Source organism: Mycobacterium sp. P2_H7 (assembly GCF_056403275.1).
The window spans coordinates 22,489-33,995 of the sequence record NZ_JBFUFU010000008.1; the positions used below are offsets into that span (position 1 = coordinate 22,489).

Consider the following 11,507-nt stretch of genomic DNA (forward strand, 5'->3'; position numbering starts at 1 on the left):
GCCGGGATATCGCAGGCAGCGATTGCGCAACATAGCCTTCTTAACGTGGTCGGCATGCGCCGCCCTGAGCCCCTGCCCGCAGAGGCGACACACCTCGGCAACGGCCGAGTAACCCATTCGAAACATGCGCTGAATACACAGAAGCCATGACCGAACCTGATTGGGCACCGCTCACCGGGTTCCGGGTTGCGGTCACCTCCGCTCGCCGATCCGAAGAACTGGGTGCGCTGCTCAAGCGGCGCGGTGCCGACGTGACGAGTGCGGCCGCCATCGCCATGGTGCCGCTACCCGACGACGACGAACTGCGCACCAACACCGAGGCGCTCATCGCGACACCGCCCGACATCGTCATCGCCACCACCGGTATCGGATTGCGCGGCTGGATCGCGGCGGCCGACGGGTGGGGGCTGGCCCACGAGTTGACCTCCGCGCTGTCCAAAGCCCGCATCGTGTCCCGCGGCCCGAAGGCCACCGGCGCCCTGCGCGCGGCCGGCCTCCCGGAGGAATGGTCACCGGAGTCCGAGTCCTCCCGCGAGCTTCTGCATTATCTGCTCGAGGGCGGCATCGTCGGGATGCGGATCGCGGTGCAGTTGCACGGCGCCACCGACGAGTGGGATCCGTTCCCGGAGTTCCTCGACGAACTGCGGGCCGCCGGCTCCGAGGTGGTGCCCATCCGGGTGTACCGCTGGCATCCCGCGCCCCGCGGTGGCGCCTTCGACCAGATGGTGATGGCCATCGCCGATCAGCGTTTCGATGCCGTGAGCTTCACCTCCGCGCCCGCGGTCGCCGCGACGCTGATGCGGGCAGCCGAACTGGGCGTGGAGGATTCACTGCTGCACGCACTGCGCACGACGGTGCACGCGATGTGTGTCGGCCCCGTGACCGCGCGTCCGTTGGTCCGGCTCGGGGTACCGACCTCGGCGCCGGAGCGGATGCGTCTGGGTGCGCTGGCCCGGCACATCACCGACGAACTGCCCCTGCTGCAGTCCCGCCGGATCCGGGTCGCCGGGCACGTGCTGGAGATCCGCGGCACCTGCGTCCTGGTCGACGACGTGGTCAAGGAGCTTCCGCCGGCCAGCATGGCCACCATCCGCGCCTTGGCGCAACGCCCGGGCGCGGTGGTGTCCCGCGCCGACCTGCTCGGTGCGCTGCCCGGCAGCGGCACCGACACCCACGCGGTGGAGACAGCGGTACTTCGGCTGCGGACGGCGTTGGGCGACAAGAACATCGTCGCAACCGTCGTCAAGCGTGGCTATCGACTGGCGGTGGACGAGTTCCCGGAGGATGAGGCATGAGTTACCTCTTGGTGGCCCACGGCACCCGCAAGGCCGGCGGGGTCAACATGATCGGCGAACTGGCGCGGCGCGTCTCGACGGTGCTGGACCGCGAGGTGCATGTCGCGTTCGTCGACGTGCTGGGACCGAACCCGTGCGAGGTGCTCGATTCGCTGCCCGGTCATGAGCCGGCGGTCGTCGTGCCCGCGTTCCTGGCCGGCGGCTATCACGTGCGGGTCGACGTGCCCGCCCACGTCGCGGCCAGCAGACACCAACGGGTCGTGGTGACCCAGCCGCTGGGGCCGTGCCACGGCACCGTCCGGGTGATGGCCGACAGGCTCTTCGAATCAGGTTGGCGGCCAGGCGATTCCGTCATCCTGGCGGCCGCGGGTACCTCGGATCGCAGTGCTCAGTCCGATCTGCGCAAGACCGCGGCGATGCTATCTGCCCTGACCGGAGACCGCGTAGAGCTCGCTTTCGCCGCTACCGGGGCCCCCACGGTCGCGGAGGCGGTCCAGGCTGCGCGCCACCGCACTGATCGACGGGTGGCGGTCGCGTCCTATCTGCTCGCCGACGGGCTGTTCCAGGATCGGCTGCGTGATTCCGGTGCCGACATCGTCGGCGATCCACTCGGCATACACCCGGGCATGGTCCGGTTGATCGCCAGCCGGTTCCGCAGGGCTGGTGCTGTCGGCCTGCCCACCGCGGCGTAGCCGGCCCAGTAGCGGGGCCGACGCCACCGACCCCAGCAGGACCGCTCCTCCGAGGGCGACCGTGGCCGCCACGGTGCGCCGGGTGCCTATCAGGCCGTCACACTGTTCGGCGTAATCGCTGGTCTCGAACTGAGGTCCGCTCAGGATGTTCTGGTCGAAATTGAGCCGGTCGACCTTGGCGGCGACCTCGAAATCGGGACTGAAACCGTCCCCGCACGGGATGGGTGCGCCACTACGGTCGACGGCTTCGAGACCGACCGCCATCGACAGCGCCACCAGCGCGCCCAAAACCGCTGCTGAGCCCAGTACCGTCGCACCCGAACGCATGCTCATGCCGCCCCGGCACCTCCCCTACTTCGGGGTTGATACTAACCAGTAGCAGCCCCTGGTTCGAATTGTCCACCCGATGTTCACCAGCACGAAAGGTAGCCCGGATTTACCAGATAGCGCAGCGGTTTTCAAATGGTCGGGTGCACCCCGGCCCTCGACTACTATCTCTGCGATGGCTTCACAATGGGGGACGGCGCAGCTTCGGGAATGGCTCCTGACGGCATTACACGCCACCGATGGCACGATGACCACCGCTGACCTGCGCGATTACGTACAGCGCCAAGGCAAAGGTGCCGTGATCGAGGCCGTTTATCGCAATCTCACCGTGCTGGAACGGCGTGGGGACGTCGTGCGCAGGCCCGGGCCGGGCCGCGATGCCCACTGGGCCGCTGCCGCTATACGGCGATCTGAACAAGACCGTCCGGCGTAACCCGGGTCCGGAATACCGCCAGCGCCACACTCGCGTCATCCAGGCAGCCGCCGTCGTCAAAAGCGAAGGCCTGCTTCTTGATTGGCGTCTGCACACAAGCTCGCCCGGCGCGGTCGCCGACGATGCCGCGGGACATCACCGCGGCGCCGGAGAAAGGGTCTATGTTGCTGACGGCATGCAGCGATCCGTCGTCCAGGCGAAAGAGGGCGACCTGGGTCCCGTCGGGCAGCAGCACCCCGACGCCGCGGCACGGCAGCAGGCGGTCGTAGGCGCACGCCTCGACCCACTCCCAGTCACCTTGGGCGTCAACGTCTTTGCGGTCGTCGAGCAAGGTCATGACTTCTCCTGTACAGGGCGCATGGTCGGCATCCCGATCGGTACCTTGCGGCCGAAGGACTCGGTGAACTCGATGGTCGGATCCGCGACATCGGGGGCGTTGACGAACGACACGAAACGCGACAGCTTCTCCGGGTCGTCGAGCACGCCTTTCCACTCGCACGCGTAGCCGTCGACGTGGCGTTCCATGGCCGCCTCGAACTCCGCGGCCAGACCGAGTGAGTCGTTGCACACGACGTCGCGCAGGTGATCGAGGCCGCCGTCCATGGCCTCCAGCCACGGCGCGGTGCGCTGAAGCCGGTCGGCGGTGCGGATGTAGAACATCAGGAAGCGGTCGATGTAGCGCACCAGCGTCTCGTCGTCGAGGTCGCCGGCCAGCAGCTGGGCGTGCCGCGGTGACATGCCGCCGTTGCCGCATACATAGAGGTTCCAACCGGTTTCGGTGGCGATGACACCGACATCCTTGCTCTGCGCCTCCGCGCATTCCCGGGCGCAGCCGGACACCGCCATCTTGATCTTGTGCGGTGAGCGCAGGCCGCGGTAGCGCTTCTCGATGTCGACGGCCATGTTCACCGAATCCTGCTGGCCGTACCGGCACCAGGTGCTTCCCACGCAACTCTTCACCGTGCGAAGGGATTTGCCGTACGCCTGGCCGGATTCCATGCCGCCCTCGACCAACCGCCGCCAGATCTCGGGTAGCTGGTCCACCCGGGCGCCGAACATGTCGATCCGCTGACCGCCGGTGATCTTGGTGTACAGGTCGAAATCCCGGGCGATCTCGCCGATCAGGATCAGCTGCTCGGGGGTGATCTCACCGCCGGGCGACCGCGGCACCACCGAGTAGCTGCCGTTCTTCTGGATGTTGGCCAGGAAGTGGTCGTTGGAGTCCTGCAACGAGGCCTGCTCACCGTCGAGCACGTGCTCGGAACTGGTGGACGCCAGAATCGAGGCGACGGTGGGTTTGCAGATATCGCAACCCTTTCCGGTGCCGAACTTCTCGATCAGACCGGAGAAGGTGCGGATCTCGGTGGCACCGACGATCTCGAACAGCTCGGCGCGCGACTGCGGGAAGTGCTCGCACAGCGCCTTGGACTGCTCGACGCCTTCGGCTTCCAGCAGCTGCTTGAGCAGGGGCACACACGACCCGCACGAGGTGCCGGCCAGCGTGCACTTCTTCAGGCTGGGGACGTCGTCGCAGCCACCGCAGATGGCTTCCTTCAGGTCGCCCTTGGTGACGTTGTTGCACGAGCAGATCTGCGCGATGTCCGGGAGCGCACCGACACCCAGCGCCGGGGCGTCGCCGTCGGAGACCGGCGCGATGAGCGCCAGTGGGTCGCCGGGCAGCTCGCTGGCCACCATCGGCCGCAGCACCCCGTAGGCCGACGCGTCGCCGACCAGGATGCCGCCCAGCAGGGTCTTCGCGTCGTCGGAGAGCACCAGCTTGGCGTAGGTCTGCTTGACCGGGTCATTGACGACGACCTCGAGGCAGTTCGGCGTATGGCCCTGCGCGTCACCGAAACTGGCGACGTCGACGCCGAGCAGTTTGAGCTTGGTCGACATGTCTGCACCGGGGAACTCGGCCTCGCCGCCGAGCAGCCGATCTGCCACCACCTCGGCGGTGGTGTAGCCGGGTGCCACCAAGCCGTAGCAGCGGCCCTCGATGGCAGCCACCTCGCCGATCGCGTAGATGTGCGGATCACTTGTCACGCAGGACAAGTCGGTCAGCACACCGCCACGCTGCGCGAGCTCCAAGCCGGCGGTACGAGCCAGTTCGTCGCGCGGGCGCACACCGGCGGCGAAGATCACCACGCCGGCGTCGATGGTGCTGCCGTCGTTCAGCGTGACCCGCATCGAGTCGTCGACGGCGGACTTGCGAATGGGGCGGTGCCGCTGGGCCGGAGCGATGCTCTCGGTGGCGACCGCGGTGTGCACCTCGATGCCGAGGCTCTTGATCATCCGGCTCAACAGCACGCCACCGGCCTCGTCGAGCTGATTGGCCATCAGGTGCGGCGACATCTCCAGGACGTGGGTGGTGAGCCCGAAACCGCGCAGGGCGTTCGCCGCCTCCAGGCCCAGCAGGCCGCCACCGATGACAACGCCGACCGGGGTGTTCGACTCTTTTGCGGATTCGGCACCCGCACGGATGGCATCCAGGTCATCGAGCGTGCGGTACACGTGCACCTGGGGCAGGTCGTGCCCTGGCACCGGCGGCACGAAGGCGTAGGAGCCCGTGGCCAGCACCAGCGCGTCGTACTCCAGCACCTGGCCGTCGCTGGCGGTCACGGTCTTGGGGGGCCGCCAAGCCGAGGTGCAGGACGACGCCGTTGTCACCTGCATAGTCATTACCGGACAGCGCCAGATCCGCCCGGTTCCAGTGCTCGGTGTATCCCGTCAGCCCGACACGGTCATAGGCCGCATCCGCTTCCTCGGACAGGATGGTGACCCGCCACTCGTGCTGATCGTCGCGCGAACGCAGGGCTTCGACGAACCGGTGTCCGACCATGCCGTGTCCGACCACGACCACATGCTTGGCTGAGTGCATACCGCGACGGTAGGTAGTCGATATTTCTGAAATGTCGCGTCGTGTGAAGCAGCCGTCACGGTGTTCTCACAATGCCCGTTTCGTGGTTGTGAGTGCAGTGGTGCTTTGGTTGCTGCGCACCTCGCATGTAACGCGACGGCGGATTTCCATGCTTTTCTCAACCCCGGTGTCACAAATGCGGGCCTGTCGGTGCGCCGGCGGACACTACCGCCATGGGAGACCCGTTCATCGGCAGCGAGATGCTGGCGAAAGGGTGCATGACGCGGCATGAGCTGCGCACCCGCTTCGTGGCCGTGCACCAGGACGTCTACGTCCAGCGGGGTACGCGACCAACGGCCGTGGTGCGCGCGAAAGCCGCATGGTTGCGCTCGCGGCGCCACGGCGTCCTGGCCGGATACTCGGCCGCGGCGTTGCACGGGGCCCGCTATATCGACCCCGGCCTGCCTGCCAACATCATCGACAGCAATCGACGGCCAGCACGTGGGATCGCCGTCTGGTCGGATGCCATCGAGGAAGCCGATATCTGCCCGATCGGCGAGATGCGTGTCACCACACCGCTACGAACTGCGGTCGACTTGGCACGACGGCTCGACGAAGACGCCGCCGTCATCATCATCGATGCATTGGCCCGGGCTGCCCGACTCAAGGTCGCCGACATCGAGCTGGGTGCCGAGCGCTTCGAGGGGTGCAAGGGAATCAAGCAGGCCCGCAAAACCATCGCGCTGGTCGACCCGGGCGCGGAGTCCCCGCAAGAATCCCGGCTGCGGCTGCTCGTCGTGCGCGCAGGGTTTCCCCGTCCCGAGACGCAGTACCCGATCTTCAACGAGTACGGCGCACTCATCGGCGAAGCCGACATGGCTTGGCGGCAGCCCAAGATCGCTGTCGAGTACGAGGGACGCCACCATACCGACCCCGAACAGCTGCGCAAGGACATTGCGCGAATGGACGAGATGATGGAGATGGACTGGATGGTCATCAGAATCACGGCTCGCGATACGCCTGCCGTCACCCTACGAAAGATCCGTCGGGCGTGGACCTTACGTTCGTAACGCGACGGCGCATTTAGCCCCGAGATGCCGCCGCAGCGTTACGAACGCGCCCAATGCGGCGCCCCTACTTCCAGGCGGCCAGGATCTCGTTGGTCCGCTCGGTGAGCGCCCACTGCAGGAACGGGCCGAAGGTGATCCGGCCGACGCCCAGCGCGGTCAGCGCCGCGAGGTCGTTGGACGGCTGCACGGTGACGCTGACGGGCAACGGCACGGCCTTGACGAAGGTGGCCAGACCCTCGGGGTCACGCAGCCCCGCGGGGAAGAGGGAGTCGGCTCCGGCCTCAGCGGACAGCGTCAGACGGTCAATGCCGCGCTGCACGCGGTCGGCCTCAGAGCCCTCGTTCTTGATGAAGATGTCGGTGCGGGCGTTGATGACGATATGCACGCCGGCGGCGTCGGCCGCGGCCCTCAACTCGCCGACGAGCGCCGCGTGCTCCTCCGGGGTGCGCAGCCGGTCGCCCTCTTTGTGGACGGTGTCCTCGAGGTTGAACCCGACCGCCCCGACCGAGAGCAGTCCGTCGATCAAGCGGGCGGGCGACTCGCCGTAACCCGACTCGATGTCCACCGAGACGGGCACGTCGACCGCGGCGGTGATCTGCCCGACGCGGGTCAGAAGATCGTCGAAGCTGATGGCTTCGCCGTCGGGCTTACCGAGGGAGTCCGCGACCGGGTGACTACCGACGGTCAGCGCCTCGAAACCGGCCTTCACCACGGTGTTCGCCGACCAGGCGTCCCACACGGTCGGCAGCACCCCGGGGTTGCCGGGGCGGTGCAGAGCCAGCAGCGCGGCGGCCTTTTCGACCAGAACCTGATTCGACATTTCGGTTACCTCTCGTTTCGGATACGTGATCTGTCTCACTCTGAAGTCCGTGTTGTGGCTAACATCGAATGCGTACTGTGATGCATGACACCCTTCAGCCCAAGGAGGTCACTAGTTTGACTACTACGACCGAAATTGCCGAACTCCACGAACTGATCGGCGGCCTCCGCCGCTGCGTCACATCGTTGGCAGCCCGGCATGGCGACAGCCCCGCGATGCGCCGCATCGTGAACGACGCCGAACGCATGCTCAACGATATCGACCGACTCGATATCGACGCCGAGGAGCTTGAAGTCGATCGCGGCGGACGAACTGTGCACCATCCCCATTCGGTGGAGAAGATCTCCATCCCCGACACCGACTATGACAGCGATTTCTGGCGCGACGTCGACGACGAAGGGCTCGGCGGCACGCGGTAACAACCGCGCCAGTTCACAACAGAAAAAGAGGGAACTACGTGAGCGCACCGACCTCGAATAATCAAGGTACCGGCGTCTTCTCACCCACACGAGCTCAGATCTCGCAGCGCACCCTGCGTACCGACGCATGGTGGAAGTCTCCGCTGATCACCGATCTCGGGTTCGCCGCGTTCGTCATCTACGCAACGGTGCGCGCGTTCCTGCAGAACAACTACTACGTTCCCGCCTACCACTACCTGACACCGTTTTATTCACCGTGCGTCAGCAAGGGCTGCGTGCCGGAAGCAAGTCACTTCTGGCCGCAGTTCCTTCCTGACGTGTGGTGGCTGCCCTACGCGGCGCTGTCGCTGCCGTTCCTGCTGCTGTTCCGGTTGACCTGCTACTACTACCGAGGCGCCTACTACCGCTCGGTCTGGCAGTCCCCCACCGCCTGCGCCGTGGCCGAACCGCACGCCAAGTACACCGGCGAGACCCGCCTGCCGCTGATCATCCAGAACACCCACCGGTACTTCTTCTACATCGCCGGGATCATCTCGCTGATCAACACCTACGACGCGATCATCGCCTTCCATTCGGACAAGACCGCGAGCGGCTTCGGTTTCGGCCTGGGCAACATCATCCTGCTGATCAACGTGATCATGCTGTGGGTGTACACGATCTCCTGCCACTCGTGCCGCCACGCCGTCGGCGGCAAGCTCAAGCACTTCTCCAAACACCCTGTGCGGTACTGGATGTGGGTGCAGGTCAGCAAGCTCAATACCCGGCACAAGCTGTACGCGTGGATCACGCTCGGCACGCTGATGCTGACGGACTTCTACATCATGCTGGTGGCCAGCGGGACCATCTCCGATCTCAGATTCATTGGTTAACAAGTCAATTCATAACTTTAGAGCGAGGGTTTAATGGTTGAGCTCGAACGGCACCAGTACGACGTTGTCGTGATCGGTGCCGGTGGTGCAGGGTTGCGAGCGGTCATCGAGGCCCGTGAACGGGGCCTGCGGGTGGCGGTGGTCACCAAGTCTCTGTTCGGTAAGGCCCACACCGTGATGGCCGAGGGTGGCTGCGCCGCCGCGATGAAGAACGTCAACACCAAAGACTCGTGGCAGGTGCACTTCGGTGACACCATGCGCGGCGGCAAGTTCCTCAACAACTGGCGGATGGCCGAACTGCACGCGCAGGAAGCCCCGGACCGGGTGTGGGAACTGGAGACCTACGGTGCGCTGTTCGACCGCACCAAGGACGGCAAGATCAGCCAGCGCAACTTCGGTGGCCACACCTACCCGCGGCTGGCGCACGTCGGCGACCGGACCGGGCTGGAGATCATCCGCACCCTGCAGCAGAAGATCGTCTCGCTGCAGCAGGAGGACTTCAAGGAGACCGGCGACTACGAAGCCAGGATCAAGGTCTTCCACGAGTGCTCGATCACCGACCTGATCAAGGACGGCGACCGGATCGCCGGCGCGTTCGGGTACTGGCGCGAGTCCGGCAGCTTCATCCTGTTCGACGCGCCCGCGGTGGTGCTCGCGACCGGCGGCATCGGCAAGTCCTTCAAGGTGTCGTCCAACTCGTGGGAGTACACCGGCGACGGCCATGCCCTGGCGCTGCGTGCCGGCTCCAACCTGATCAACATGGAGTTCATCCAGTTCCACCCGACCGGCATGGTCTGGCCGCTGTCGGTGAAGGGCATCCTCGTCACCGAGGGTGTCCGCGGGGACGGCGGAGTGCTGAAGAACTCCGAGGGCAAGCGGTTCATGTTCGACTACATCCCCCCGGTGTTCAAGGGGCAGTACGCCGAGACCGAGGAAGAAGCCGACCAGTGGCTCAAGGACAACGACTCGGCCCGCCGCACCCCTGACCTGCTCCCCCGCGACGAGGTCGCCAGGGCCATCGTCGCCGAGGTCAAGGCGGGCCGCGGCACCCCGCACGGTGGGGTCTACCTCGACATCGCCTCCCGGATGCCCACCGAGGAGATCAAGCGCCGGCTGCCGTCGATGTATCACCAGTTTATCGAGCTGGCGGAGGTCGACATCACCAAGGACGAGATGGAGGTCGGCCCGACCTGTCACTACGTGATGGGCGGTATCGAGGTCGATCCCGACACCGGTGGCGCCGCGACTCCCGGGCTGTTCGCCGCCGGTGAGTGCTCCGGCGGCATGCACGGCTCCAACCGTCTCGGCGGCAACTCGCTGTCCGACCTGCTGGTGTTCGGCCGGCGTGCCGGTCTCGGTGCCGCCGACTACGTGCGGGCCCTGTCCGAGCGACCGACGCCCCCGCAAGAGGCAGTCGAAGAGGCCACCAAGATGGCGCTGGCGCCGTATGACGCGCACGCCAATCCCGAGAATCCGTACACGCTGCATGCCGAGCTCCAGCAGTCGATGAACGACCTGGTCGGCATCATCCGCAAGAAGGAAGAGATCGAGGAGGCGCTGACCAAGCTCGACGAGCTGCGTGGGCGCCTGCAGAACGTCGCGGTCGAGGGCGGGCGGATCTACAACCCGGGGTGGCACCTGGCCATCGACATGCGCAACATGCTGCTGGTCAGCGAGTGCGTGGCCAAGGCCGCCCTGCAGCGCACCGAGAGCCGCGGCGGCCACACCCGTGATGATCATCCGGCGATGGATGCCAATTGGCGCAACACGCTGCTGGTGTGCAAGACGACCGGGGCCGCGACCGCCGAGGCGATGGTCCCCGGTGTCACGGTCGAGCCCGAGACACAGGTTCCGATGCGTCCCGATCTGCTGGGGACCTTCGAGCTCTCCGAGCTTGAGAAGTACTACACCGACGCCGAATTGACCGAGCACCCCGAACGGAAGGGCTGAGATGGCTGCCTATGACGCGAGTCTGCGGGTTTGGCGTGGCGACGAAGACGGCGGCGAGCTGAAGGACTACACCGTCGAGGTCAACGACGGTGAGGTGGTGCTCGACATCATCCACCGTCTGCAGGCGACCCAAGCCGGTGATCTGGCCGTGCGATGGAACTGCAAGGCCGGCAAGTGTGGTTCCTGTTCTGCCGAGATCAACGGCCGCCCGCGGCTGATGTGCATGACGCGCATGTCGACGTTCGGCGAGGACGAGACGGTGACGGTCACGCCGCTGCGGACGTTCCCGGTGATGCGCGATCTGGTCACCGACGTGTCGTTCAACTACACGAAGGCACGGGAGATCCCGTCGTTCACGCCGCCGAAGGATCTGCAGCCCGGCGACTACCGCATGCAGCAGGAGGACGTGGAGCGCAGCCAGGAGTTCCGCAAGTGCATCGAGTGCTTCCTGTGCCAGAACACCTGCCATGTGGTGCGCGACCACGAGGAGAACAAAGAGGCATTCGCCGGCCCGCGGTACCTGATGCGCCAAGCCGAGCTGTCCATGCACCCGCTGGACACCCTGGATCGGCGCGATATGGCCCAGGACGAGAACGGTCTGGGCCTCTGCAATATCACCAAGTGCTGCACCGAGGTGTGCCCCGAACACATCAAGATCACCGACAACGCGCTGATCCCCATGAAGGAGCGCGTCGCCGACCGCAAGTACGACCCGATCGTGTGGCTGGGTAACAAGCTGTTCCGGCGCTAGACCAGAGCACACAGCAGTGGGGGC

General features: G+C 66.0%; 9 protein-coding genes and 1 pseudogene. 7 read left to right on the forward strand and 3 right to left on the reverse strand.

Going from position 1 to position 11,507, the window contains the following annotated elements; genetic code table 11:
* Positions 1-146: 146 nt before the first annotated feature.
* Both AC1DY7_RS11655 and AC1DY7_RS11660 read left to right on the forward strand, forming a co-directional pair.
* Complete coding sequence (locus tag AC1DY7_RS11655) at positions 147-1,295, forward strand: uroporphyrinogen-III synthase (protein WP_477493845.1); 1,149 nt, start codon at positions 147-149, stop codon at positions 1,293-1,295.
* Positions 1,292-1,987: a sirohydrochlorin chelatase gene (locus AC1DY7_RS11660; RefSeq protein ID WP_477493846.1), complete on the forward strand. Its 696-nt coding sequence runs from the start codon at positions 1,292-1,294 to the stop codon at positions 1,985-1,987. Before AC1DY7_RS11655 ends, AC1DY7_RS11660 begins: the two co-directional genes overlap by 4 nt.
* 725 nt (positions 1,988-2,712) lie before the next feature.
* Here AC1DY7_RS11660 and nirD read toward each other — a convergent pair.
* On the reverse strand, positions 2,713-3,084 hold the full coding sequence (nirD, locus tag AC1DY7_RS11665) for a nitrite reductase small subunit NirD (RefSeq protein ID WP_477493847.1): 372 nt from the start codon (positions 3,082-3,084) through the stop codon (positions 2,713-2,715).
* A pseudogene (gene nirB / locus AC1DY7_RS11670) lies at positions 3,081-5,625 on the reverse strand (nitrite reductase large subunit NirB). The gene nirD and the pseudogene nirB overlap by 4 nt, the downstream one beginning before the upstream one ends.
* 212 nt (positions 5,626-5,837) lie before the next feature.
* Here nirB and AC1DY7_RS11675 point away from each other — a divergent pair.
* Positions 5,838-6,674 carry a hypothetical protein gene (locus AC1DY7_RS11675; RefSeq protein WP_477493848.1) on the forward strand — a complete coding sequence of 279 codons (837 nt, stop codon included), beginning with the start codon at positions 5,838-5,840 and terminating at the stop codon, positions 6,672-6,674.
* A 64-nt stretch (positions 6,675-6,738) separates the two neighbouring features.
* Here AC1DY7_RS11675 and AC1DY7_RS11680 read toward each other — a convergent pair whose 3' ends face one another.
* Entirely contained in the window at positions 6,739-7,494 is a 756-nt protein-coding gene (locus AC1DY7_RS11680) for an isocitrate lyase/PEP mutase family protein (RefSeq protein ID WP_477493849.1), read from the reverse strand.
* A 116-nt stretch (positions 7,495-7,610) separates the two neighbouring features.
* On the opposite strand from AC1DY7_RS11680, the gene AC1DY7_RS11685 reads away from it, so the two are divergent.
* Genes AC1DY7_RS11685 through AC1DY7_RS11700 form a run of 4 tightly spaced genes read left to right on the forward strand, consistent with a single transcriptional unit; the run spans position 7,611 to position 11,483 of the window.
* Entirely contained in the window at positions 7,611-7,913 is a 303-nt protein-coding gene (locus AC1DY7_RS11685) for a hypothetical protein (protein ID WP_477493962.1), read from the forward strand.
* A 38-nt stretch (positions 7,914-7,951) separates the two neighbouring features.
* Positions 7,952-8,782 (forward strand): hypothetical protein, encoded by an 831-nt coding sequence (locus AC1DY7_RS11690; RefSeq protein ID WP_477493850.1) that lies wholly within the window; start codon positions 7,952-7,954, stop codon positions 8,780-8,782.
* Positions 8,783-8,815: 33 nt separating this feature from the next.
* Complete coding sequence (locus AC1DY7_RS11695; protein WP_477493851.1) at positions 8,816-10,732, forward strand: fumarate reductase/succinate dehydrogenase flavoprotein subunit; 1,917 nt, start codon at positions 8,816-8,818, stop codon at positions 10,730-10,732.
* Position 10,733: 1 nt separating this feature from the next.
* Positions 10,734-11,483, forward strand: coding sequence for a succinate dehydrogenase/fumarate reductase iron-sulfur subunit (locus AC1DY7_RS11700; RefSeq protein ID WP_477493852.1), 750 nt, complete (start codon positions 10,734-10,736; stop codon positions 11,481-11,483).
* Positions 11,484-11,507: the final 24 nt, after the last annotated feature.

Bases quoted from the DNA above. Each gene is read 5' to 3' on its own strand.
- AC1DY7_RS11655 (WP_477493845.1), top strand. From the start codon at position 147: ATGACCGAACCTGATTGGGCACCGCTCACCGGGTTCCGGGTTGCGGTC.
- AC1DY7_RS11660 (WP_477493846.1), top strand. From the start codon at position 1,292: ATGAGTTACCTCTTGGTGGCCCACGGCACCCGCAAGGCCGGCGGGGTC.
- nirD (WP_477493847.1), bottom strand. From the start codon at position 3,084: ATGACCTTGCTCGACGACCGCAAAGACGTTGACGCCCAAGGTGACTGG.
- AC1DY7_RS11675 (WP_477493848.1), top strand. From the start codon at position 5,838: ATGGGAGACCCGTTCATCGGCAGCGAGATGCTGGCGAAAGGGTGCATG.
- AC1DY7_RS11680 (WP_477493849.1), bottom strand. From the start codon at position 7,494: ATGTCGAATCAGGTTCTGGTCGAAAAGGCCGCCGCGCTGCTGGCTCTG.
- AC1DY7_RS11695 (WP_477493851.1), top strand. From the start codon at position 8,816: ATGGTTGAGCTCGAACGGCACCAGTACGACGTTGTCGTGATCGGTGCC.
- AC1DY7_RS11700 (WP_477493852.1), top strand. From the start codon at position 10,734: ATGGCTGCCTATGACGCGAGTCTGCGGGTTTGGCGTGGCGACGAAGAC.